The sequence below is a fragment of the Tissierella sp. genome (genome assembly GCF_032104385.1).
In the GTDB taxonomy this organism is placed as follows: domain Bacteria; phylum Bacillota; class Clostridia; order Tissierellales; family Tissierellaceae; genus Tissierella.
In genome coordinates, this window is the sequence record NZ_DAMCHJ010000005.1 from 86,094 (window position 1) to 111,745 (window position 25,652).

26 protein-coding genes are annotated in these 25,652 nt (G+C 31.9%); 20 read left to right on the forward strand and 6 right to left on the reverse strand.

Annotated features, from left to right (window positions below; all coding sequences use genetic code 11):
• Positions 1-30 precede the first annotated feature (30 nt).
• The 3 genes from RT714_RS07070 to RT714_RS07080 all read left to right on the forward strand — a co-directional run bounded on the left by RT714_RS07070 (position 31) and on the right by RT714_RS07080 (position 1,751).
• The gene (locus RT714_RS07070; protein WP_313756875.1) at positions 31-708 is read left to right on the forward strand and encodes a uracil-DNA glycosylase; all 678 of its coding nucleotides are present in this window, start codon (positions 31-33) and stop codon (positions 706-708) included.
• 89 nt (positions 709-797) lie between these two features.
• The gene (locus RT714_RS07075) at positions 798-1,412 is read left to right on the forward strand and encodes an acetate uptake transporter (protein ID WP_313756876.1); all 615 of its coding nucleotides are present in this window, start codon (positions 798-800) and stop codon (positions 1,410-1,412) included.
• A gap of 168 nt (positions 1,413-1,580) precedes the next feature.
• The gene (locus tag RT714_RS07080; RefSeq protein WP_072973197.1) at positions 1,581-1,751 is read left to right on the forward strand and encodes a zinc-ribbon domain-containing protein; all 171 of its coding nucleotides are present in this window, start codon (positions 1,581-1,583) and stop codon (positions 1,749-1,751) included.
• Between the two features lie 35 nt (positions 1,752-1,786).
• Here the strand turns inward: RT714_RS07080 and RT714_RS07085 are convergent, their stop codons facing one another.
• Entirely contained in the window at positions 1,787-2,086 is a 300-nt protein-coding gene (locus RT714_RS07085) for a DUF1294 domain-containing protein (protein ID WP_313756877.1), read from the reverse strand.
• Between the two features lies 1 nt (position 2,087).
• Positions 2,088-2,954, reverse strand: a complete 867-nt coding sequence (locus tag RT714_RS07090) for a DUF4438 domain-containing protein (RefSeq protein ID WP_313756878.1) — start codon at positions 2,952-2,954, stop codon at positions 2,088-2,090.
• A gap of 334 nt (positions 2,955-3,288) precedes the next feature.
• Here RT714_RS07090 and RT714_RS07095 point away from each other — a divergent pair, with 334 nt between their 5' ends.
• From RT714_RS07095 to RT714_RS07125, 7 genes are read left to right on the forward strand one after another with little or no spacing between them, the layout of a single operon-like run.
• Complete coding sequence (locus tag RT714_RS07095) at positions 3,289-3,774, forward strand: NAD(P)H-dependent oxidoreductase subunit E (protein WP_313756879.1); 486 nt, start codon at positions 3,289-3,291, stop codon at positions 3,772-3,774.
• A 15-nt stretch (positions 3,775-3,789) separates the two neighbouring features.
• Positions 3,790-5,679 (forward strand): NADH-quinone oxidoreductase subunit NuoF, encoded by a 1,890-nt coding sequence (locus RT714_RS07100; RefSeq protein WP_313756880.1) that lies wholly within the window; start codon positions 3,790-3,792, stop codon positions 5,677-5,679.
• 15 nt (positions 5,680-5,694) lie between these two features.
• Positions 5,695-6,642, forward strand: a complete 948-nt coding sequence (locus RT714_RS07105; protein WP_313756881.1) for a 2Fe-2S iron-sulfur cluster-binding protein — start codon at positions 5,695-5,697, stop codon at positions 6,640-6,642.
• Between the two features lie 11 nt (positions 6,643-6,653).
• Positions 6,654-7,109 carry a ferritin family protein gene (locus tag RT714_RS07110; protein ID WP_313756882.1) on the forward strand — a complete coding sequence of 152 codons (456 nt, stop codon included), beginning with the start codon at positions 6,654-6,656 and terminating at the stop codon, positions 7,107-7,109.
• Between the two features lie 39 nt (positions 7,110-7,148).
• Positions 7,149-9,830, forward strand: coding sequence for a formate dehydrogenase subunit alpha (gene fdhF / locus RT714_RS07115; protein ID WP_313756883.1), 2,682 nt, complete (start codon positions 7,149-7,151; stop codon positions 9,828-9,830).
• 20 nt (positions 9,831-9,850) lie between these two features.
• Positions 9,851-10,342, forward strand: a complete 492-nt coding sequence (locus RT714_RS07120; RefSeq protein ID WP_313756884.1) for a MogA/MoaB family molybdenum cofactor biosynthesis protein — start codon at positions 9,851-9,853, stop codon at positions 10,340-10,342.
• A 9-nt stretch (positions 10,343-10,351) separates the two neighbouring features.
• Positions 10,352-10,951 carry a molybdenum cofactor guanylyltransferase gene (locus RT714_RS07125; protein ID WP_313756885.1) on the forward strand — a complete coding sequence of 200 codons (600 nt, stop codon included), beginning with the start codon at positions 10,352-10,354 and terminating at the stop codon, positions 10,949-10,951.
• A gap of 31 nt (positions 10,952-10,982) precedes the next feature.
• On the opposite strand, the gene RT714_RS07130 is transcribed toward RT714_RS07125, so the two are convergent.
• The 4 genes from RT714_RS07130 to RT714_RS07145 all read right to left on the reverse strand — a co-directional run bounded on the left by RT714_RS07130 (position 10,983) and on the right by RT714_RS07145 (position 14,074).
• On the reverse strand, positions 10,983-12,032 hold the full coding sequence (locus RT714_RS07130; RefSeq protein ID WP_313756959.1) for an ATP-binding cassette domain-containing protein: 1,050 nt from the start codon (positions 12,030-12,032) through the stop codon (positions 10,983-10,985).
• Positions 12,033-12,034: 2 nt separating this feature from the next.
• On the reverse strand, positions 12,035-12,709 hold the full coding sequence (gene modB, locus RT714_RS07135) for a molybdate ABC transporter permease subunit (protein ID WP_313756886.1): 675 nt from the start codon (positions 12,707-12,709) through the stop codon (positions 12,035-12,037).
• Positions 12,710-12,726: 17 nt separating this feature from the next.
• Positions 12,727-13,569: a molybdate ABC transporter substrate-binding protein gene (gene modA / locus RT714_RS07140; RefSeq protein WP_313756887.1), complete on the reverse strand. Its 843-nt coding sequence runs from the start codon at positions 13,567-13,569 to the stop codon at positions 12,727-12,729.
• A 151-nt stretch (positions 13,570-13,720) separates the two neighbouring features.
• Positions 13,721-14,074, reverse strand: coding sequence for a LysR family transcriptional regulator (locus RT714_RS07145; protein ID WP_313756888.1), 354 nt, complete (start codon positions 14,072-14,074; stop codon positions 13,721-13,723).
• Between the two features lie 325 nt (positions 14,075-14,399).
• Between RT714_RS07145 and RT714_RS07150 the strand changes: the two genes are divergently transcribed.
• The 10 genes from RT714_RS07150 (at position 14,400) to RT714_RS07195 (ending at position 25,643) form a co-directional block, all read left to right on the forward strand.
• Positions 14,400-15,173: a hypothetical protein gene (locus tag RT714_RS07150; protein ID WP_313756889.1), complete on the forward strand. Its 774-nt coding sequence runs from the start codon at positions 14,400-14,402 to the stop codon at positions 15,171-15,173.
• Between the two features lie 60 nt (positions 15,174-15,233).
• Positions 15,234-17,474 (forward strand): molybdopterin-dependent oxidoreductase, encoded by a 2,241-nt coding sequence (locus RT714_RS07155; RefSeq protein WP_399326285.1) that lies wholly within the window; start codon positions 15,234-15,236, stop codon positions 17,472-17,474.
• 14 nt (positions 17,475-17,488) lie between these two features.
• A complete protein-coding gene (locus RT714_RS07160) occupies positions 17,489-18,151 on the forward strand; it encodes a molecular chaperone TorD family protein (RefSeq protein WP_313756890.1) in 663 nt (220 codons plus the stop codon).
• Positions 18,152-18,171: 20 nt separating this feature from the next.
• Positions 18,172-18,765: a 4Fe-4S dicluster domain-containing protein gene (locus RT714_RS07165; protein ID WP_313756891.1), complete on the forward strand. Its 594-nt coding sequence runs from the start codon at positions 18,172-18,174 to the stop codon at positions 18,763-18,765.
• A gap of 32 nt (positions 18,766-18,797) precedes the next feature.
• Positions 18,798-18,980: a twin-arginine translocase TatA/TatE family subunit gene (locus RT714_RS07170; RefSeq protein ID WP_072973246.1), complete on the forward strand. Its 183-nt coding sequence runs from the start codon at positions 18,798-18,800 to the stop codon at positions 18,978-18,980.
• A 147-nt stretch (positions 18,981-19,127) separates the two neighbouring features.
• Positions 19,128-20,279, forward strand: coding sequence for a 4Fe-4S dicluster domain-containing protein (locus RT714_RS07175; protein WP_313756892.1), 1,152 nt, complete (start codon positions 19,128-19,130; stop codon positions 20,277-20,279).
• A complete protein-coding gene (locus RT714_RS07180; protein ID WP_313756893.1) occupies positions 20,276-21,286 on the forward strand; it encodes an ABC transporter substrate-binding protein in 1,011 nt (336 codons plus the stop codon). Before RT714_RS07175 ends, RT714_RS07180 begins: the two co-directional genes overlap by 4 nt.
• Positions 21,287-21,292: 6 nt before the next feature.
• Entirely contained in the window at positions 21,293-23,170 is a 1,878-nt protein-coding gene (locus tag RT714_RS07185; RefSeq protein WP_313756894.1) for an ATP-binding protein, read from the forward strand.
• The gene (locus tag RT714_RS07190; RefSeq protein ID WP_313756895.1) at positions 23,157-24,485 is read left to right on the forward strand and encodes a sigma-54 dependent transcriptional regulator; all 1,329 of its coding nucleotides are present in this window, start codon (positions 23,157-23,159) and stop codon (positions 24,483-24,485) included. Before RT714_RS07185 ends, RT714_RS07190 begins: the two co-directional genes overlap by 14 nt.
• Positions 24,486-24,620: 135 nt before the next feature.
• Positions 24,621-25,643, forward strand: coding sequence for a molybdopterin-binding protein (locus RT714_RS07195; protein WP_313756896.1), 1,023 nt, complete (start codon positions 24,621-24,623; stop codon positions 25,641-25,643).
• Positions 25,644-25,652: the final 9 nt, after the last annotated feature.

Here is a 25,652-nt window from a genome sequence, read left to right on the forward strand (position 1 = left end):
TATATTGTATTAGAAGGAGAGAAATTTGCTATGAAAAAGATATTTAATAATGATTGGCAGGAATTATTAGAAGGAGAGATGGAGAAAGAATATTATCAGAAACTTAGGGAGTTCTTGGTTAAAGAATATAGAACCAGAACAATATATCCTGATATGCATGATATATTTAATGCACTACACTATACTTCTTATAAAGATGTTAAAGTAGTTATATTAGGGCAAGATCCTTATCATGGACCTAATCAAGCATATGGACTAAGCTTTTCAGTAAAACCAGGGGTTAGGATACCTCCTTCATTAGTAAATATTTATAAAGAACTAAAAGATGATTTAGGCTGTTATATACCAAATAATGGTACCTTAACTAAATGGGCTAAAGAAGGAGTGCTTCTATTAAATACTTCTTTAACTGTAAGGGCTGGAGAGGCTAACTCTCATAGCAAAATTGGTTGGGAAATATTTACAGATCACATTATTAGATTATTAAATGGAAGGGATGACCCTATAGTATTTATTCTTTGGGGAAATAATGCAATTAAGAAGAAAGCTTTTATAACTAGTCCCCAACATTATATAATAACATCAGTTCATCCAAGCCCACTATCCGCTACTAGAGGGTTTTTTGGTTCAAAGCCATTTTCCAAGACAAATAAATTTTTAGAATCTATAGGAAAAGAGCCTATAGACTGGCAGATAGAAAATATTTAGTTCTCCTTTAAATTTGATAAAAAAATAACTTGATATTAATCTAAAACATGGTATCATATAAAGGATTATATTATTTAAAGGAGGATTTTATGGAGAAAAATCACACGCAAAATGTAAAAATTGTTAATGCAGATCCATCGGCAATAGGTCTTTTTGGACTAGCAATGGTAACCTTGGTGGCATCATCGCAAAAGCTAGGTATTACACAAGGATTATCATTTGTGATACCATGGGCAATATTTTTGGGAGCCTTTGCTCAGCTATTTGCTTCTATCAATGATTCAAAGAGAAATAACACTTTTGGTACCACTGCATTTGGAGCTTATGGATTCTTTTGGATGGGAGTTGCCACATCTTGGATGATAAATATGGGCGTATTTGGACAGGCTCTAGCATCAAATGTAGATACAAAGCAATTGGGATTTGCATTTTTAGGATATCTAATATTTACAATTTTTATGACTATAGGTGCTATGGAAACACATAAGGTATTATTTTTAATTTTCTTCTTCATAGACCTATTATTTCTCGGATTAACTCTTGATTCCTTTGGTATCATGGGAGAATTTCCACATAAATTAGCGGCGTATTCAGAGCTTATTATTTCATTACTATCATTCTATGGCTCAGGAGCGTCAGTATTAAATGAGCATTTTGGAAAAACTTTTTTACCTGTAGGTAAACCATTTGGAATATTTAAATAATAAATAATAATTCTATTGCATAGTTTTAAAAATAGAATTATACTGTTAATATCAAATAAGATTTAGAATTGAGAAGATTACTAATTGAGTAAACAACATTTCCTCTTTTATGCAATATTTTTGATTGTATTTTAAATCTTATAATAAATGTAAAGGAGGAATGTTGAAATGGCAGATAAGACAATAAAATGTAAAGACTGTGGTACAGATTTTGTTTTTACAGAAAGAGAGCAAGAATTCTACAAGGAAAAAGGCTTTGATAATGAGCCCCAAAGATGTGCAGACTGTAGAAAAAAAAGAAAACAAGAAAAAGGTAACAACAGAGGTTTTAGAAGATAATAAAAATGACAGGGAATTTTCCCTGTCATTATTTATTATCTTATACTATTAAATACAATTAATTCAATAAATTTATTCAACATTAGAAAGCAAGGAACACCAATATAGAATTTCTTTTTACTTAGTTTATGCTTAAATATTACCATGCCCATTAAAGCACCTATGGAACCACCAAAGAAAGATACTCCTAATAAATATGCTTCTGCTATCCTCCATTTTTTCTTTTCGGCTTTACTTTTATCTATTCCGAACAATATAAATGAAGTAAGATTTATTAAAACTAAAAATCCTAAGAAAAACATCTCTCTATTGTTAAAATTTGAAATGAATTTCATATTATTTTACTCCGAGATAGTTTGCTATATTAGCATCTTCTGTTTTTATTCCCTTTATTTTGGATGTTTTACAGCTAATTAGACCTGTAACTCCAGGTCCATGTCCTGCCAGTATACAATCTGAATGCACTATTACACCAATAGTTACTGCACCTTCTAAATACTGGCGTCCATAAGTATTATCGCAATCCCTTAATAGCACTATATCTCCAAATCTAAGTTTATCTATTCCATATTTTTTTACCGCTTCTTTATCTCCAGTAGTTATATCATAATCTCCAGTAAGGCTAGTGGAACTACCTATACCAGAACCCATTAGATGTGCAGGTATTTCAGTTACTACAGGAACTTCTAACTCTCCGTTTTCATTTTCTCTAATTCCCATTTTTTCAAATAAATCAGGGGCAAGATTCATTACTAATACATCATCATGACCTTCCATTTTAAGACCTTGACCATTTGCTTTAATAAGTATTGTATCATTTATAGCCATTTTTTCTAAATCTTCCTGTGGGAAGTATATAAGGACATGCTCAATTCCTCCATGCATACCAGTGACAAATCCCTTTGCACCTTTTGCATCTCCAGATGTTACTCTAGCTTCATTTCCTACACAGGATAGAACCATTAGAGGTCTATTTTCAGCTGCATCTTCATTTCTAATACTTACACCTGGTTCCACATGGTCACCTACAAGGTTCATACAAGAATCTCCAATTTGAAAATTGTAAGTAATGCCTCCTGTTCCATGTAAAATCATAGGTTTGCCATCACTACTTATTCTATAGGGACTTGGTCCCATTATAGGACTATGAATTTTACCCTGTACTGATTGAATCACTAATTTGTCTTTATTGGTTTTTAGCAAAAAAATCACTCCTTTTAGTCATATATAACACATATAATAAATTATACTATATAAATGTAGAAATTAATGACTTTTAAAAAATATTTATAGGATTTAGTATAAATATAAACATTTTTATATACCCAAAGACAAGTTTACATAATCAATAATATTGACAAAATATACTTAATATTATAAAATGATGGTGTTAAAAATCTATAGCAAAAAAATTTAAATAAGATTAATGAATAATTGAAATGAAGATGGATTTTATTAAGAGGTGTAAACCTTTATCATAGACAGCACGTTAGGGTTGCTGTCTATTTTCAAAATAAGATTAAAAAGGAGGTTTATTATGGAATTTAAATTTGATATGGAGAAAAACAAGGAAAAAATTGAAGAATTTAAGGTGTTTATTAAAGAAAATGAAGACAAGCAGGGAGCCTTAATGCCAGTGTTACAAAAAGCTCAGGGGCTATTTGGTTACTTACCTGTAGAAGTTCTAGAGATCATATCTAAGGGATTAGATATTCCTTTATCAGAAATATATGGTGTAGTTACTTTTTATTCTCAATTCTCATTAATTCCTAAAGGAGAATATAGAATAGGGGTATGTTTAGGAACAGCTTGTTATGTAAAGGGTTCCCAGGAGTTACTTAATAAAGTTATGGAAGAATTGGGTATTGAATCAGGTCAAACTACACCAGATATGAAATTCTCCCTAACAGCAACTAGATGTATAGGAGCATGTGGATTGGCACCAGTTTTATCAATAAATGATGATGTATATGGTAGATTAAAACCTGAAGATGTAAAAGGTATTTTAGATAAGTATAGATAATATGGAGGTGTAAACATGACCACAATTAATGAACTAAAAAAAATTAAAGAAGAAGCTTTAAATAGAATAAAACTTCGTCAATCAGAGTTAGGCAAGGAGTTTATTGAAGAAATAGCAGGACTTAAAAAACATCATATATTAGTTTGCGGAGGAACAGGCTGCCATTCAGGTGGTGGAGATAAGATAAAGAATTTAATAGAAGAGAAGATAAATGAAAAGGGATTAGGTGAAGAAATCCAAGTAGTACTTACAGGCTGCTTTGGACTTTGTGAATCAGGGCCAAATATAGTTGTATATCCTGAGGGAGTATTTTACAGCCATGTTACATTAGAGGATGTTGAAGAAATTGTTGAGGAACATATAATAAAGGGTCATATAGTAAAGAGAAGATTGTTTAAAGAATCTTTAGTAGAAGATAAAATCAAACCAGTTGGTGAAGTAAATTTCTATAAAAAACAAACAAGAATTGCCCTTAGAAATTGTGGGGTCATAGCTCCAGAAGATATAGAAGAATACATAGCAATGGATGGCTACTCTGCATTAGCAAAGGTAATAACTGAAATGACACAAGAAGAAGTAATAAAAACTATGAAGGATTCTAATCTTCGTGGTAGAGGTGGTGCAGGATTCCCAGCAGGTAGAAAGTGGGAAGAGGCATATAAATATGATGCAGATCAAAAATATATAATCTGTAATGCTGATGAGGGAGACCCAGGTGCATTTATGGATAGATCAATACTGGAAGGAGATCCTCATTCTGTTTTAGAAGCTATGGCTATAGCAGGTTATGCTGTAGGATCGGATCAAGGATTTATCTATGTTAGAGCAGAATATCCAATAGCAGTTCAAAGATTAGAAGTAGCTATAAAACAAGCTAGGGAGTATGGACTATTAGGTAAAGGGATATTAGGTACAGATTTTGACTTTGATATTGAGCTTAGGCTTGGAGCAGGAGCTTTTGTATGTGGAGAAGGTACAGCTCTTATGGAGTCCATAGAGGGAAGAAGAGGTATGCCAAGAACTAAAATCCATAGAACGGCTCATAAGGGTTTATGGCAAAAACCAACTATTATAAACAATGTTGAAACTCTTGCAAATGTACCAATAATATTCCAAAAAGGAGTAGAATGGTTTAGAAGTATTGGGACTGAAAAATCTCCAGGAACTAAGGTTTTTGCATTAGGTGGAAAGATTGAAAATACGGGATTAGTTGAAATACCAATGGGTATGACCCTTAGGGAAATTGTATATGATATAGGTGGAGGAATACCTAATGGTAAGAAGTTTAAGGCTGTACAAACAGGAGGACCTTCAGGTGGTTGTATACCTGCCGAATATCTAGATACATCAGTGGATTTTGAGTCCCTGGGGAAATTAGGTTCCATCATGGGTTCAGGTGGAATGGTTGTAATGGATGAAAGCAATTGTATGGTAGATATTGCCAGATTTTTCCTTGACTTTACTGTTGAAGAATCTTGTGGAAAATGTGTGCCATGTAGAGAAGGAACAAAGAGAATGCTTGAAATATTAGAGAGAATTACTGAAGGTAAGGGAGAAGAAGGGGATATAGAAAGACTAGAAAGTTTATCTGAAACTATTAGCTCTGCATCATTATGTGGACTTGGTCAAACAGCTGCTAACCCGGTAATTACTACATTGAAATACTTTAGAGATGAATATGAAGCTCATATAAGAGATAAGAAATGTCCAGCTGGTGCATGTCAAGCACTTTTAGAATATTATATTTCAGATAAATGTATTGGTTGTACTAAATGTGCTAGGAACTGTCCAGTTTCTTGTATTGATGGTAAAGTAAAGGAAAGGCATGTAATAGATACTAGTAAATGTATTAAATGTGGAAATTGTATGTCAGTATGTCCTGTAGGAGCGGTAATCAAAAGATAGAAAGGAGGTAAGATTGTGAAAAATGTTAATCTTACAATAGATGGGCAAAGTGTAACAGTACCTGAAGGCTATTCTATAATTCAGGCTGCAAAAGAACTTGGTATAGAGATTCCAGCTCTTTGCTATGACCCAAATCTAGAAGTAGTATCTGCTTGTAGATTGTGTTTAGTTGAAATAGAAGGAAGCAGAAAACTTGAAACCTCCTGTTCTGTTAAAGTTAGAGAAGGGATGGTTGTAAATACTGAAACTGAAAAGGTAGTAAATGCTAGAAAAAATATCTTACAGCTTTTATTAGATAGTCATCCAAATGATTGTTTGACCTGTGAAAAAGCAGGAGAATGTTTATTACAAAAATATGCATATAGATATAATGTTAAGTTTAGAAAACATGATGGTGCAGTAAGACCAAAACTTATGGATACATCAAGCCCATATATATTAAAAGATAATAGTAAATGTATCTTATGTGGAAAATGTGTTAGAACTTGTAACCAAATAGATGATAGAAAAGTTTTATCCTTTGCGGAAAGAGGATATGAAACTAAAATAGTTTTAGATGCAGATCAAACCTTTGAAACATCAAAATGTATATCCTGTAACAGATGTGTAACTGTATGTCCTGTAGGTGCTTTGGTAGATAAAAGACTAATGGGAAAAGTAAGAACTTGGGATGCAGAGATTAAGACTGTAAATTGTAAAGTATGTCAATATGGCTGTGAGTTTGAAGTATTGTCTAAAAACAAAAAGAAAGTTGCTGTAAGGGCTAAGTCACCTGCTAATGGCAGACCACTGTGTTTGAAGGGTAGATTGACGACTGAACTGACTCAGTTAGAAAATCCAGATAAACCTTATAGAAAGATAGGAAATAAATTTGTAGAGTCTAGTTGGTCAAAGACTCTAGGATTATCTGATATAATAGAAAAGATTGAAAAGATTGAAGAAACTAAGAAAGATAAGGACTAGGGAGGGATAAGATGAAAACTGATGATATTAAAGCCATTATAAAATTTGCTGTTGAAAATGAAGTAGAAGCATATGAATTTTATATAGGTGCTACAAATAAAGTTAAGGATGATTATCTTAAGGAAACCTTCCAAGAGTTGGCTGAAGAAGAGTTAAAGCATAAGAAATTTTTAGAGGAATTTTTAGTTAGTAATATAGATGAGATAAAGTTACATCAAACAAATGATTATAAAATAGCTGAAACTATAGATAAACCAAAACTAACTGTAGAAATGAAATTTGCTGATGCTATTGGTCTAGCAATAAAAAATGAGGAAGAGGCTATGGAAATGTATAAAAACCTAGCTGATATCTGTATAGATGAGGAACAGAAAAAACTATTTCTTGGACTTATGGAAATGGAAAAGATGCATAAGGCTAAATTAGAAGAAATCTATGTTAATGTAGCCTATGCAGAAGTTTGGTAGTTAGCTGGTTAACTTTTAATCAAGTATGGAGGTGAAAAAATGGTTACACTTACTATGAATGGAAAAAAAATTATAGTAGAAGATGGAGTTTCAATATTAGAAGCTGCTAGAGAAAATGGTGTGGATATCCCTACCTTATGCTATGATAAGGAGCTTTCACCCTTTGGAGGATGTAGATTATGTGTAGTAGAAGTGGAAGGTTCTAAAAATCTTGTAGCATCATGCTCAGCTAAAGTAAAAGAAGGAATGGTAGTATATACGGAATCTGAGAGAGTAGTTAAAACACGTAGGGAGATTTTAGATTTACTATATTCAAATCACCCGCAGGATTGCTTGACATGTGAAAAATCAGGAGAATGTCAACTTCAAGATTTATGCTATAGATATGGAATAAAAGAAGGTTCCTATAAGGGAGAAGTAAAAAAATATGCAATAGACAGTTTGAATCCCGTTATGGAAAGAGATCAAAGCAAATGTATTTTATGTGGAAAATGTGTAAGAGTATGTAAAGAAATTCAAGTTACATCGGCCATTGATTTTTCAGGAAGAGGTTTTAAATCTAAGATTACAACAGGATTTGATAATCCTATTGATTATAAAAACTGCAGATTATGTGGTCAATGTATAACTGCATGTCCCACAGGAGCACTTATAAACAAACAATTAAAAGGGACAAGACCTTGGGAAGTTGAGAAGGTTCGTACTACATGTCCATTCTGTGGAACTGGATGTAACTTTGATCTAAATGTTAAAGACGGAAAAGTAGTAGGAGTAACTCCGAATCCTGATTCCCCAGTAAATGGAAACTCCCTTTGTGTAAAGGGAAGATATCATATAGATTTTATAAATAGTCCAGATAGACTAACTAAGCCTTTAATAAAGAAAAATGGAGAATTTGTAGAGTCCAGCTGGGAAGAGGCAATGACTTTAGTAGTAAGTAATCTTAAAAAGGCAAAAGAAGAATATGGCCCAGATTCAGTGGCTGGATTGAGTTCTGCACGTTGTGTAAATGAAGATAATTTTGTATTCCAAAAGATGATGAGAGTTGCCATAGGAACTAATAATGTGGATCACTGTGCTAGAACCTGACATGCTCCTACAGTTGCAGGTCTTGCAACAACATTAGGAAGTGGAGCTATGACCAATGCTATATCGGAAATAGAAGGCAATGAGGTATTATTTATAATAGGTTCAAATGCTACAGAGGCTCATCCGATAATTGGAAATAAAATGAAAAAGGCAGTTAAAAATGGTTCGGAACTTATAGTAATAGATCCTCGTCGTACTGAACTTGCAGAAATGGCTACTATATGGCTGCCTTTAAAATCAGGTACAGATGCGGCTTTAGTAAACGGATTAATGAATATTATAGTAAAAGAAAACTGGCATGATAAGGAATTTATAAAGAGTCGTTGTACAGGATTTGATCAAGTATTAGAAGTGATAGAAAAATATCCTCCAGAGGTAGTATCTAGGATAACTGGAATATCTGAGGAAATGTTGTATGAAACTGCTAAATTATATACAAGCACTAAAAAGGCAGGTATATTCTATACATTAGGAATAACTGAACATACTACAGGAACAGCAAATGTTATGAATCTTGCAAATTTGGCTATGCTGACTGGACACCTTGGTGTAGAAAATTCAGGAATAAACCCATTGCGTGGACAAAATAATGTTCAAGGTGCCTGTGATATGGGAGCACTTCCTAATACTTATCCAGGATATCAAAATGTAATGGATGAGAAAAGTAGAAAATTCTTTGAAGAAATTTGGAACGTAGAATTAAGTCCTAATAATGGACTTAGAATACCTGAGATGTTAGATGAGGCTTTTGCAGGAAATGTTAAGGCTATGTATATTATGGGAGAAGACCCAGTTTTAACAGATCCAGATGCAAACCATGTTAAGAAATCTTTATCTAGTTTAGATTTTCTTGTGGTTCAGGATATATTCCTAACTGAAACAGCTAAGTTTGCTGATGTTGTACTTCCAGCTACTTCTTATGCAGAAAAGGATGGTACATTTACAAATACTGAAAGAAGAGTACAAAGAGTTAGGAAGGCTGTAGAGGCACCAGGAGAATGTAGACTGGATTGGGAAATACTTTCTGATGTAGCAAAAGGATTAGGTGCTGCTGGATTTGATTATAAAAATTCAGAAGAAATATTTAATGAAATAAGACAAACAACACCTAGTTATAGAGGTATAACTTATGACAGAATAGATAAAGCAGGTTTACAATGGCCATGTCCAACAGAGGAACATCCAGGAACACCATATCTTCATAAAGGAGTATTTCCAAGAGGAAAAGGATGGATGATTCCAGTTGAATATGAAGAACCAGCAGAACTTGTATGTGAAGATTATCCAATACTTCTTTCAACAGGAAGAATGTTATATCATTATAATATAATGACAAGACATTCTAAGAAACTAGATGATATAAGACCTCATGAACTTGCAGAAATAAACCCTGTAGATGCAGAAAAATTGGGAGTAAAAGAAGAGGAATTTGTAAGAGTTACCTCAAGACGAGGTTCTATATTAACAAGGGTAACTATAACGGACAAGGTAAAACCAGGAATGATGTTTATGACATTCCATTATAAAGAATCACCAGTAAATGAATTAACGAATTCAGCCTTTGACCCCATTACAAAAACAGCTGAATATAAGATTTCTGCTGTAAGAGTAGAAAAAGCTGAGAATATATAATTATACTTGGAGTGATAAATATGTTCAATGTTGGGATAATAACTGCAAGTGATAAAGGCTCTGTAGGAGCAAGAGAAGATAAGTCTGGGGAAATAATATCTGAAATTGTAGAAAATAAAGGTTATATTGTAGCAAAAAAAGTTATAGTTCCAGATGAAGAACAAACCATATATAATGAAATAGTTAGTATGACAGATAATTTAAAGGTAGATCTAATATTAACTACTGGAGGAACGGGATTTAGTCAAAGAGATGTGACTCCTGAAGCTACAGTAAGGGCTTGTGATAGAATGGCAAATGGAATAGCTGAGGCTATAAGATATTATAGTCTTAGTATTACACCAAGGGCTATGTTATCTAGGGGAGTTTCTGGAATAAGAAATAAAACCTTGATAATCAACTTACCAGGCAGTCCAAAGGCAGTTAAAGAATCTTTAGATTATATATTAGATAGTGTTCATCATGGACTGGAAATTTTAATAGGTAAGGCCCATGATTGTGCTAGACAATAGGATGATTTTATGAATAAATTTAATACAGCAGTAGTACTAGCAGGTGGTAAAAGTTCAAGAATGGGTTTTGATAAGCAGTTCTTAGAATTTAATAATCATAGACTTATGGATATATTAATAAAATCATTAAGAAAAGAGTTTGGTGAAATAATTATTGTAACAAATAGGCCAGATGAATATAAAGGATTTGACTCTAAAATAATTACAGATATTATACAGGGAAAAGGACCTTTATCAGGGATACATGCTGGATTAAAAGAATCTTCATCAAAATATATCTTTGTAATTGCTTGTGATATGCCTAATATAAATTTAGATTATATAAAATATATGAAAAGGATTCTTGAGGATACTAATGTGGACATTTGTGTAACACAAAAGGACAATAGAATAGAGCCTTTTAATGGATTTTATTCTAAGGAAATAATAGAAAAAATTGAAAAGCATTTATCATTGCATAAGAGGTCAGTAAATGAATTGATTTTTAATTCAAAGACTTATTTTATTGAAGAAAAAGAAGCAAGAGTTTTTAGTCCAGATTGGGATATGTTTTCTAATCTAAATACAAAAGAAGATTTAGAAGATTTTCTTTCATATCATAGTAAATAAAAATGTTGGGATGATTTCCAACATTTTTATTTTAGTATAGTAATAAAAGTTTTTCTATATTAAAATTTACATAAATTGGTTTATGAATATAGAGATTATTTTTATGTAAATCTCCTTCCAAGACTTTCATGTATATTGGAGATTTAAAAGTTCCATTATTATCTAATACTATGGTAGAAGAGTGTAAATTAGGGATGATATCTGCTATATTTAATTTAAAAGTATTTATAAACTCATCATCAGGATAAAGATTTATATGCTGAGTATGTATACCAATATATTTGATATTATCTTTAACTGTTCTATTGCATATTAATTCCAAGTCCCAATCCAATGCGTAGACCATATTTTCAGAGAGTTTTTTTGCTCTTGAAATATTCCTACAACCTATTAACATTGCAGTATTAATTGTACTAGGATTATCAAACAACTCTTCTTTATAATTAATTTCTTCTATTTTTCCATTATTTAGCACTGCTATTCTATCACATATTCTATAAACTTCATCTTTATTGTGGGAAACATATAAGGTACTGCCATCATGTTTTTTTAATATATCAATAAGTTCCTTTTCCATTTGCCATCTTAAATGCTCATCTAAAGCTGAGAATGGTTCATCTAACATTAAAATTTTAGGCTCATTAACCAACATTCTTGCTAGAGCTACTCTTTGTTGCTGACCTCCAGATAGTTGATGAGGATAATTATTTTCCAATCCTTCTAATGAGAAGGATTTAACTATATCTTTTATAATTTCTGATTTGTTATGATGATTTTTAGGAACGGCAATAGCTATGTTTTTTTCTAAAGTCATATTAGGAAAAAGGGCATAGTTTTGAAACAATAAACCGACTTTTCTATCTTGAGGTAACAAATTTATCTTTTTCTTACTATCAAAAAATATTTTATCATTTAATATAATCTGTCCTTCATCTGGTGTTTCAATTCCAGCAATACATTTTAATGTCATACTTTTGCCACAACCAGAAGCTCCTAAGAGAGCTAAGGTCTCTTTTTTTGTTTCAAATTCTACATCTAGTATAAAATCTCCAAATTTCTTTTTAATATTTGCATAAAGAATGGCTAATTACCCCCTCTCCTTGCTTTACTGAATTGTAAATTTTCAAATTTATTCATTATTACTATGGTTATAAATGATATTGTAACCATAACAGCAACCCATCTATAAGCAAGTCCTCTGTTTCCAGCTTGAACAGCACTGTAAACTGCAACAGCCATGGTTTGAGTTTTTCCAGGAATATTTCCTGCCAGCATAATAGTAGCACCAAATTCACCTAAGGCTCTTGCAAATGCTAAGATAGTCCCTGCAATTATACTAGGTAAACTATTAGGCAACATTATTCTTAAAAATATCTTATGCTCAGATAATCCTAATGTTTTAGCTACATAAATCATATTTTTATCTAATTGCTCAAATGCACCTCTTGCAGTTCTATACATTAATGGAAAAGATACTACAGTAGAAGCTATAATAGTTGCAGTGCTAGAGAATACAATTGAAATATCATATATGGATAATAATTTACCGATAAAGCTATTTTTTCCTAGAAGTATAAGCAAGAAGAAACCTACAACAGTGGGGGGTAAGACTAGTGGAAGGGTTAAAAACCCATCCACTAGTCCTTTAAATTTTTTTAACTTTGTAGTTAAATATGCAATATAGACTCCTAAGATAAAGGTTATAATTGTTGCAATAATTGCTGCTTTTAATGATATTAATAAAGGAGAATAACTCATATATCCTCAGTCCATTTCTATTTCATTGAGAAACCATATTTTTCAAATAATTCTGTAGCTTTATCTGTTGATAAGAAGTCTAAAAATGCCTTAGCTCTATCAGGATTTTTACTATCTTTAACAACAGCAACAGGATAGCTAACTTCTTTGTGACTTCCTTCAGGTGCCTCAGTGACGATATTTATACTATCTGATGTAAAGGCATCTGTTGCATAAACTATACCACAATCAACTTCTCCGCTTTCTACCCAAGTAAGCACTGTTCTAACATCACTACCTAGTACAAACTTTGGATTAACCTTGTCCATTATATTTAGATTGTTAAATATTTCCTCACTATATTGACCTACAGGGACATTTGCAGGGTCACCTATTGCAATTTTCTTAACTTCATCCTTAGTTAAGTCTTCAAATGATTTCAATTCAACTTCTCCATCCTTTGGAGTAATAAGTACTACTTTATTTACTAACAAAGTCTTAATTGTTTCATCTAATATATGTCCACCTTCGTCTAGGGCCTTCATTTGTTTTTGTGCCGCTGACATAAATATATCAACAGGAGCCCCCTCTTCTATTTGAGCTTGCAAAGCTCCAGAACTTCCAAATGTGAAATTAAGAGTAGTTTCTGGTTCTATAGCCTTATATACTTCTGATAATTCATTTAATACATCGGTTAAGCTTGCAGCAGCTGAAATAAGCAACTCCACTTCTTCTTTTGGATCTTCTTGTCCATTTTCCTTACCTACATCTACAGCAGTATTGTTCTCTGGTGTATCAACCTTGTCTTTACTACACCCAATCATTGGTGTAATAGATAAAATACATACAAGTAATAAAACTAAAAATTTTCTTGTTTTCATTTAAAATTCCTCCTTGATTATATTTATAATAACAGGAAAGATTCCTGCATTGAACTATAATTATATTATAAAGCTAATATCTCTATCGAGAGTAACGAAAGGCTTTTAAAATCGTCCAAAAGGACGATTAATTTAAGATATTAAAATATATTTAAGAAGAAAAGTATTTATGAAAAAGCTTTTCTGCTTCTATATTCAATTCATTAACAAAGGATTGATATTTAGATAATAACTCTTCTCCCTCTGCTGTAAGTTCAGATTTACCCCCGCCTTTACCTCCAACTACAGTAATGAACAATGGGAAGCCCAGCTCTTCCTCGGCTCTTTTAATAATTTTCCATCCTTTACTGGGAGAAAGCCCCATAACCTTATAAGCTTCTGATAGTTTGTTTGTTTCTTTTACAAGACTCATAATTTTAGCAACTCCAGGACCAAATGCGGAGTTATTAAAGACTATTTTAATTTTAGCATTGTAATTTAAATCTTCATAGGAGTTAAGGTTCATAAAATCAACTTCCAATCCTTTAATTTATAATTAAACTAATTACAATGTATTATAATACAGATATATTATGATTGCAACTATATAATTCATTGTTAACTACATGACAACTTTTGTGCCAAAATGTCATAATGATTGCCATTATGACATGAAAAATTTCAAAATAACTACTATATAAAATCATAATATAAAAAGATATTATAGACCCCTCATAAATTCAAAACTTTATATTTCATTGCAGATATTTAATATGATATATTTTTGGCATAGATATTGCAATATATATTTAATTAAATATAATATAAATAATTTTGTGAGGTGAAGGAAATTGAAAAGACGTACATTTTTAAAAATGTTAGGGGGCATAGGAGCATTAAGCTTTACTGGATTAACTATAGGATGCAGCAAGAAAGAACCTGTAGACAGTAATGTTCCAGATGAATTCCCGGAACTTTCTCAATTCCCAGGACAAAAGCCAGAAGCTAAAATTGATTTAGAAACAGGCACTGTTGAGGTAGAACCATCAATATTGATGAGACATAGTGCATGTTTGGGTTGCTATAGTTCTTGTGGAAATCGTGTAAAAATTGATAAAAATACTGGAAAGATATTAAGAGTATATGGTAATCCATATAATCCCAATAATGCAGAACCGCATCTTTCATTTGAAGAACCTTTGACAGAATCTTATTTAGCTTTCAGTGGCTATAAAGATAAAGGCAGTATTCATCGTGGGGCATTATGTGCTAGAGGAAATGCTACATTGGAATCTCACAATGATCCTATGAGGATATTAGTTCCATTAAAAAGGACAGGGTCAAGAGGAGAAGGAAAATGGAAACCAATTACTTGGGATGAGGCAGTTGAAGAAACAGTAGAGGGTGGAAAGATATTTAAGGATATAGGTGAAGATATTGTAATTGATGGATTTAAAACTGTAAGAGATTTAGATAGTCCAATAGATCCAAAAGCACCAGAATTTGGGTCAAAGGCAAATCAATTGGTATTCTTCGGAGGACGTGGAGATGGAAGGACTTCTTTTGCTGGTAGATTCACAAATTCTTTTGGGACTGTAAATAACTTTGGACATGGTTATTCTTGAGGTGGCTCAAAAACACCTGCGGCGCAGGTAATAGCAAGTGGACAAAACTTAAGACCAGATATAAATAATGCAGAATATATATTATATGCTGGGGCATTTCCAGGACATAGCGGAAAGCCTATGCAAACTATAGCTAGACAGATAAAGTTTAGGGTGAAAGAAGGAAGTCTTAAGTATTCAGTAGTAGATCCGGTTCTTGCTGGGGGAGCTGTTACACCTTTATATGAAAATAGTGAGTGGGTACCAATAAAACCAACAACAGATAATGCCTTTGGTATGGCGTTGCTTAGATGGATTATAGAAAATGATAAATATAATAAGGAATTCTTAAGTTCACCGAATTTTGAGTCCGCTGTCTCTAAAGGATTTAACGGCTGGACAAATGCTAGCCATTTGGTAATAGACGATCCTAAACATCCAAATTATAAAAAAATGCTTAGAGCTGAAGATTTAGGATTAGAAGTAGAAGAGGAAGAGGAAGACATATTTATAGTGATAGATGATTCTACTAAAGAGTTTGCTCGATATGATAAGGTAAGTACAGCAGATTTATCATATGAAGGAAAAGTAAAAGGAACTAATGGAAAGGAAATACAAGTAAGGACATCCTTTGTCATTTTAAAAGAAAGTGCATTTAAACATGAAATAGATGAATATTCAGAAGCATGTGGAATTCCAAAGGATAAAATAGTGGAAATAGCAAATGAATTTACTTCTCATGGAACTAAGGTTTCAGCAGATGGAATGGGTAGTACGGCTACTGCAAATGGTTCTGATATAACTATGATTCATTATATTTTAATGGCTATGGTAGGCAGTATAAATAAAAAAGGTGGAGCAATTACAAGAAGAAACTCATATAAAACTGTTGCCCCTGGACCAAGATATCAGTTAAATATTATACCAGATGGGCCAAAAGCAACAGGTATGAGAATTAGCCGTACTGGTATTAGATATGAGGATACATCTGAGTACAAAGAAAAAGTTGCTAAGGGAAAGAATCCTTATCCATCTAAAATGCCATGGCATCCAGTAGGTAGTGGTTCTGATAATCAAGGAATATTTTCTATTATAAATAAATATCCATATCAGGCAAAGATAGTTTTAAATTGGATGGCTAACCCTTTATTAGCAGTACCAGCTGCAGCAAGAAAAGAGGTAATAGAATCATTAAAGAGTGTTGAAAATGTTCCTTTATTTATTTCTTGTGATGCATATATGGGAGAAATGACAGCCCTAGCAGATTATATTATACCAGACACAACTCCTTATGAGAGTTGGGGACTAGCTAATGTGGAAGGAAACTTTTCAGGAAAAAGTATAACTGTTAGATGGCCAGTAGTAGAACCAGCAACTCCAAAATTAGAAGATGGAAGACATATATCATTTGAAACATATGTAATAGATGTTGCTAAAAAAATTGGATTACCAGGATTTGGAGATAAGGCAATATTAGATATGAATGATAATTTATTGCCGCTAAATAGTAGAGAAGATTATTTCCTTAGAGGTGTTGCAAATATTGCATATGATGATGAACCTGTAAATGATATTAAACAGGAAGAAATAGAAATGCAAGACTTAGAAAATGCTATCAAGGATTGGACTAATATATTAACAAAAGAAGAATTGCCTAAAGCATTAAATGTAATTGCAAGAGGCGGTCGCTTTGAAGATCATGGCTCAGGATTTGATGGAGATAATCATAAATATGCTTATAAAGGAGCAGTTAATTTATATATTGAGAAACTTGCAACAAGTAAAAATTCATTAACAGGTGAATATTATAGTGGTGTAGCTACTTGGAATCCAGAATCTTTCTCTGATGGCAGCTTAGTAAGAGATGTATTTCCAGAAACAGAATGGCCATTTAAGGCTGCAAATTATAAGCCAAAATTTAGAAGCGTAAGTATGCTTGCTAATAGCTCTAGTTTAAGGGATTTAAATAAATATAATTATGTTGAGTTAAATACTGAGGATGCTAAGGCATTAGGAATAGGTACCATGGACAAGGTTAAGGTAATACCAGCTACAGGCGGTGAATTTATTGGTCATGCATTAGTTAGACCTGGTATAGCAAAAGGTACAATAGGTATAGCATTCGGATATGGGCATTGGGAATATGGTGCAAAGGGATATAGTGTTGAAGGAAATGCTCAAGATGGTAACGAAGCTATGGGTACAGGTGTACATTTAATGAATCTAATAGATCCAAAAGTAAAAGGGATTTTTGGAATTTCTGAATCTTCAACAGGAGGTCCAGGTAGAAATGGTGGAGCTTATAAGGTGGAGAAGGCATAGATAGGAGTGAAATAATGATACAGGAATTTGTTTTTATAGCAAAAAAACGATTGGAGATATATGAATTTCTATCATTTTCATTTTTAAATACTCCTTCACAAGAATTAATAAACTTAATAAGAAATAATTCAGAATACTTTAAGGAACTAACTATAGATAAAATAGATTTTCTTGAGGGGAAAAGTTTAGATTACCTTACTCAAGAATATTATGATAGATTTTTTGTACCTACTTCAAAACTGTTTGTACCTCCTTATGAGGCGGCAATAAGGAATAAAAAGGTGAAAAACAGAAAGGCTTACTATGGGAAGTTAGATAGTCAAGAGACTTTTCATGTAAAGGCATGCTATGAAATGGTAGATTTCAAAGTAGAGGAGCTTAATGGTTTTCAACCCCTTATAGAAAATCATTATCCTGATCATATTGCTTTTGAATTAGCCTTTTTAACATCCTTGGTTAATTTTGAGATTTTGGCATTGGAAAAAGGGCAAATTGAAAAGGCTAATAAGTGGAAAAAATTAGAGAAGGATTTTCTTATGGAGCATCTAGCTAAGTGGATAAGGGATTATGCCATATTGACAAAAGAGAAAGGAGAAGGCTTATATTCCTATCTAACTGGAGTTACTGCTAGATGGATAGATTTGGACTTAGAATATTTAATGGAAGAAAACCAATAAATTTAAAGAGGTGATTTAGGATGAAAAGATATGGAATGGTTATAGATTTGGAACGTTGTGTTGGATGCCATGCTTGCACTGTTAGTTGTAAAATGGAAAATGATGTTCCAGAGGGATGTTTTAATACTTGGGTTGAAGAATGGGATACTGGAGAATATCCTCAAGTATCTAGAGTAAAGCTTCCGAAACTATGCAATCATTGTATAGATGCACCTTGTATTAAAGCGTGTCCTGTAAAAGCAACTTACCATGTTAAAGGTGGTATAGTTGTAGTAGATGAAGAAAAATGTATAGGGTGTGGAGCTTGCGTTTCAGCATGTCCTTATGATGCCAGATATATGAATAATGAAACAAAGAAAGTTGGGAAATGTACATTTTGTATACAGAGGGCAGAAGCAGGGTTATTACCTGCTTGTGTAAGCACTTGTATATCTCATGCAAGATTTTTTGGTGATTTATATGACCCGGAATCTCAGGTTAGTAAAATGATTGAGGAGAATAAGGCGAAGGGTTTGAAAGAGGAATTAAATTTAGATCTTGCTGTTACTTATATTGGATTAGATAAGGCTCTAAAGGATGGAGAACCAGAAGAACGTTATCAAGGTGGTAAATAAAATATTCAATCTGCTATGAAGGAGGGGTAATAATGTTTGGTAAACTAGGTACAGGAGAATTGATACTTATACTAGGTATTGCATTGGTTATATTCGGGCCTGGAAAACTTCCAGAAATAGGAAAAGCATTTGGAAAGGCAATAGGAGAGTTTAAAAACCATGCAAATAAAATATCTGAGGATATGGAAATTAATTTAGAAGATAAAAAGGCATAACTATAAGAACAAGGTACTAATTTTAGTACCTTGTTCTTATAGCCATTAATTAGTTTATTGACAAAGTAAAAAACATACAATAGTATCATAGATAAAGGTAGTTTGTAAATTATTATAGGATTACTTAGCTAATATGGAGAGATGAATATGTTAAAATTTGAAAGCATAATAGATGCTGTCACTTCTAGAATGGGGGCAATATTTGTAAGTCAACAACGCTGCTCAAGGATACGTTCTCCTTTGAGTAAATGTAGTAAATGTATAGATATTTGCCCAACAAATGGAATAGATATTAAAAATACGCAAGTTAATCTTAATGATAACTGTGTTGAATGTGGACTTTGTGCATCAGTATGTCCCAATGGTGCTATATCCATTCAAGAACCAACGGAATTAAATCTATATAACTATATAGTAGAGAGGGGAAAAGCAAATAACAAAGTAGCTTTAACTTGTAGGAAAAATGGTAATATATCAAATGATATTTTTAGGGTGCCTTGTTTAGGAAGTCTGACTTTAGAATTTCTATTAGGTATAGACATTTTACCCTTTGAAGTGAATAGTGTTTTTTCTGAAGAAATATGTAAGAAATGCGATGTGGACAATGGAATTAATTGTTATTTGAGTAATATGGAAAAGGTAAGAAAAATTGAGAGAACTCTAAATCTAGAAGGGAACTCTATAAAATATGTAAAAACTATTCCTAAAATCAAGAAAAACAAGATATTAAATGATAAGGAATTTGATGATGAGAGAAGGGAATTTTTATTTTCAGCTTTTAAATCACTTAAGAAACTGCCTAGTTTTGCAATAAAATACATATTAGGCTCCAATGGGGAAGAAAAAAAGTCTAGAGAAATAGCTCCAAATCCAACCATTTCAAAATATCCAATATTAACTAAGGTTCTCAATGAGGAAAAAAATAAATTAGCATCTAATGTTGAAATGATGGATTATTTAAAGCCCTCATTAAAAGGAGTATGTAATTTTTGCAGGGCTTGTGTCATACTTTGTCCTATGGGGGCATTAAAATATAAAGAGGAAGGGGACAAGCTAGATATATTGTTAATAAATGAAGCTTGTACTGGTTGCGGATTATGTGCTGAGGTTTGCTATTATAAATCATTAGAATTGAAACCTAAAAAGGTAGATGATTTTATATTAATGGAGCCAAAGATACTTGCTAGTGGAACTAAACAAAAATGTAGTATATGTAAGCAAATAATCACAGCTAGTGAAACTACAGAGTTTTGCTTATCTTGTATAAAATCTGGAAAAGGGCATGGGAGGCAAATATGAAAAAATCCATAATAGGAATAATACTATTAATAGTATTATTGGTAATATCTATTCCCCATATAGAAAAGGCATTAGATAAGTATCTTAATAAAGGTACAAATGTGAAATATAGAATTGGAGTTATTACTGCTACAGATATTAGAATGGGAAAAGTTGAAGCAATGATAGATGGATTATATCATTATGGATACAAGGAAGACGAGTTGGAAATTATTATAAAAAATGCTAAGGGTGATAGGAGTAAGCTTGACTCCTTTGCAGAAGAATTAGTCGAAGAAAATGTAGATATTATTATAACTACTGGAACCTTTGAAACATCTGCTGCTAAAAAATATGCAGATAATAAGGAAATACCCATAATATTTATAGGTGTAAGCTGTACTGTAGAACTTGGCTTTATAGAGGATATAATTTCACCAGGATGTAATATAACAGGAGTTGATAGTCATTATGTTAGGCTATCTGGTAAAAGATTGGAGTTTTTAAAGAGAATAGTACCAGATACTAAAAATGTATTGATATTATATAATCCATTAACCACACCTTTTGGTCCAAGTTCAAAGTTCTTGTATGAGGCGGCTGATAAACTTAAAATAGAATTAGAACTGATTTCAGTTACAAATAGGGATGAAATTATTGAAACTATATCTGAAAATCATAATAAGTTTGACGGTATAATGTTAATGTGTAGTTTACTATTTGAATCAACAATTGAAGATATAGTAGCTGCATCACTAGAATATAAGATTCCTGTTATGGGTGTTAATGATACTCAAGTTGAGAAGGGGATACTGGCATTTTATGGCAGTACCAATTATAATGAAGGTTTTCAATCTGCTAGATTGGTAGCGAATATTCTTGAAGGCCAAAATCCAAAAATAATCCCAATAGAGTCTCCGGAAAATTTGGAGCTTCATATAAATGTAGATACAGCTAAAGCATTAGGGATAGAAATTGATTATTCTAAGATGACCTTTGTAGATAAATTTGTAAAAACTGAAAGGTAGAATTATATGGGAGGAAATAGGGAAGGAAAAATAAAAAAACATTTTTTAGTTAGCATAAAATCTAAATTGATTTTTATGATGCTTGGTGTATCTATTATCCCATTAATATTATTGGCTTTGATTAATATTAAGACATTAAAAAATGAAGTAGAAGAGTCTATACATAAAGAACATGAACTAACTGCATCAAAAATATCACAGACAGTAGTTGAAATGGTAAAGACAACACAGGAGTCATTGGAAACTATGGGCATGACAAATTTAGGATTATTTGATGGTGATAATAAATATAATAGAGAAGATATAATATATAGGATGTTAAAAAGATATCATCATTTAGAGGAGATATCTATGATAGCTCCCAATGGTATGGAATTAGTAAAAATATCAAAAAGATATGCCATTTCTCCCAAAGAGTTGAGAAATATTTCTGAAGAGAAAAAATTTCAAATCCTAAAGCAGGGAAACTTGTATATTGGAAAACCAGAAATAGATTTAGATAATCAAATTGTTTTTGAACTGGGAATTCCAGTTGGTGGAAATCAAGAATATTTAACGGGGGCTATTATAGCAAAGATGAGTCTTAGACAAATAATGAAAAAGATAAACTCCACAAAGACAAAAGAAGGAAGTTATATTATTTTAATAGATGATGCAGGCTCTTTAATTGGTCACTCTGACTATAGCCAAGTGACTAGAGGACAAGATGTAACTAAAAGTAGAGGAGTTAAAAATCTACTCAAGATTAAAACAGAAAAAGATAAGGATTCAAAATATGAAAAGTTTGAAACTATGATTTATGAATCTTATTTAGGAGAGAATGTTTTAGGAGTATATGGTTTAATTCCAATAGTTGATTGGGGAGTAGTAGTTGAGCAGCCTTTGGATAGTGCTTATGCTAACATTAGATTGGTCATAGCTAAGATTGGAATTACTTTTGTATTGACCATATTAATGATTGCTTTATTTGGCTCTTTTCTAATATATCTTTTTATGAAGCCAGTGGAGGAACTAGAGAAGGGTGTTGATTCTGTAAAAAGTGGAAATTTTGACTATAAAATATCAAGACGAAATAATGATGAAATTGGGAAAGTAATAGAAGCATTTAATGATATGACAGAAGAAATTAAGAAAAGAAGAGAAAATGAAAGTTTAATAATGATAGCAGAAAAAAGGGCAGCAATAGGTACCTTAGCAGCTGGAGTAGCACATGAAATTAATAATCCTATGAATAATTTGGGATTTTATGCAACTGATTTATTGGAAAGATTGGAAACAGAGGATATAAACTTTTTATATAGTAACAAGATTATACAAAATTATTTAGAAATAATAAAGGAACAAATTAGCAGATGTTCAGCAATTACTCAGAATTTATTAAAATTTTCCAGGGAATCAAAGGTTAATATTAAATTAGTTAATATATCTAAGATAATTGAAGATATTTTAAAATTAATGGAACATAGATTAAAGAAGCAGAATATAGATATTGTATTTAAAATAGATTCAATAGAACCTATAATATTAGCAGATGAATCTCAAATGCAGCAAATGTTGTTAAATATAATAACTAATGCAGTAGATGCTATGGAAGATAAAGGGACATTAACAATAGATATTAAGGAAATAGATGATAATTTACTATTATTATCAATATCTGACACCGGATATGGTATAAAGGAACAAGATAAAGGAAGAATATTTGACCCTTTTTATACAACAAAACCAATTGGCAAGGGAACTGGGTTAGGTTTATCAATTAGCCAAGCTATAGTTGAAAGGATGAGAGGCTCTATTGAAATACATAGTAAAGAAAATATAGGGACTAAAGTATTGATAAAACTTCCAATTTCTAAGGAGGTGGAGGGAAATGGAGAATTTTAAATTATTAATAGTAGATGATGAAGAAACATTTATTGAAGTATTAAGGGACAGATTGACTAGAAAAGGGCTCAATGTCAAAGCTGTTAATTCAGGATTAGATGCAATAAAATTAGTTGAAGAAGAAGAGTTTGATGTAGCTTTATTTGATATAATGATGGATAAAATAAATGGATTAGAATTATTAGATAAGGTAAAGAAAATACAGCCAAATATGGAGATAATTATGTTGACTGGATATGGAACAATAGAATCTGCAATAGAGGCAATGAGAAAAGGTGCTTATGATTATTTGTCTAAGCCTGTAAATCCTATTGAATTAGAGTTAGTTTTAAAGAGAGCTGCGGAGAAAAAAAGACTTCAAGGATATAATGAAAGCCTTGTTGAAAATATTAAACTTATAAATGATAAAAAAGAGATTATTGGGGAATCTCCAGTAATGATGAATTTAAAGTATATAATAGAAAAAGCCTGTGATAGTCATTTGCCAGTTTTAATATTAGGGGAAAGTGGGACAGGGAAAGATTTAGTAGCTAATGCATTACATTATAAAAGTTGCAGAAGAGATAAGCCATTTATTCCAATAAATGCAGGTGCTATCCCTGGAGAACTGTTAGAAAGTGAATTATTTGGTCATGTAAAGGGAGCTTTTACTGGCGCTCATACTAATAAAAAGGGATTAGTAGAAATAGCCAATGGGGGAACTCTATTTCTAGATGAAATTGGAGATATGGATCCTTCCTTACAGGTAAAATTATTACGTTTCTTGGATACAGGAGAATTTAGACCTGTAGGAGGGACTATGACAAAAAAGACTACTGTAAGAGTGGTTACGGCAACAAATAAGAATTTAGAAGAAGCAATTTATAATGGAAGTTTTAGGGAAGATTTATTTTATAGATTAAGTGTAGTTACTATTTCAGTACCTCCTTTGAGAAAACGTGGGAATGATATACTTATTCTTGCTAATTATTTTTTAAATAAAAACTTAAATAATAAAAAGGAGTTAAGAGAAGAAACAAAAAGATTTTTATTAGATTATGATTTTCCAGGGAATGTAAGGGAATTAGCAAATTTCATTGATAGAGGAGTATTATTATCTAAAGGAAATGAGATTTTTCCTAGGGATTTACTTCCAAATTTAAACAATGCTGAAACTCCTCAGCAAAAATACATCTCTCTAGACGATGTGGAAAAAGAGCATATTAGCAATATATTAAAACTAGTTGATTGGGATAAGCCAGAAGCCGCAAAAATGTTAAATATTGGGTTAAGAACACTATATAGAAAAATAGAAAAGTATAAATTAGAACCATAGTAATATTAATGTTAAAATAATATATGGGGAAAAATAAATGAATTCTAAAATAGATACAATTGCAATCTAGTATGATATAATTGAAATATTTAAAATAGTTAAGGATTATATAAATTTATCCATGAGGTGATTGAGATGAAAGTAGTAAAAGTAGAAGAGGCTGTTGGCATGGTATTAGGTCATGATATAACAGAAATAGTACCTGGAGAGTTTAAAGGAGTGGCATTTAAAAAAGGCCATATTATACAGGAGACGGACATCGAAAGACTTCTTAGAATAGGGAAGGAACATATATATATATTTGAAATAGATGAAAATACATTACATGAAGATGATGCAGCTATAGCTATAGGAAACTTAATTTGTGGTGAAGGAATTTATTTTACTGAGCCTAAAGAAGGCAAGATTAATATAATGCCAAAGTATAAGGGATTGTTAAAGATAAATAGAGAAGTATTGGACGAAATAAATGATTTGGGAGATATGATTTTAGCCACTATACATGGAAATAGATTAATAGAGGAAGGTCATTTAATAGGAGGTTTTAGAGTTATTCCTTTAATTATTGAGAAGGAAAAAATAGCTGCAGCAGAAAAAATACTTAAGGAAAAGGGTCCAATATTTGAAGTCAAACCTTTTAAAAAATTAAGAACAGCTTTAATTATTACTGGCTCTGAAGTGTATAAAGGTAGAATCGAGGATAAATTTGGTCCGGTTATAGAAAGAAAGGTTAAAACTTTTGATTCGGAAATCTTCTATAAAACCATAGTACCAGATGAACTAGATATTATTAAAGATGAAATTATTAAATCAAAGAATATGGAAGCAGAGCTTATAATAGTTACTGGAGGAATGTCAGTAGATCCAGACGATAAAACTCCTGGTGCAATTAAAGCAACTGGATCCAATATAGTATCCTATGGTACTCCAGTATTACCTGGTGCCATGCTGCTTGTTGCTTACCTAGATAATATTCCAGTAATGGGGCTTCCAGGATGTGTAATGTTTGCACATACTACAGCCTTTGATTTATTGCTGCCAAGGGTTTGTGCAGGTGAAAAAATTTTTCGTAAGGATATTACAAGTCTTGGTTATGGAGGGCAATGTTTAAGTTGTAAAATTTGTACCTTCCCAGATTGTCATTTTGGGAAAAATTAAGGAGGAAAA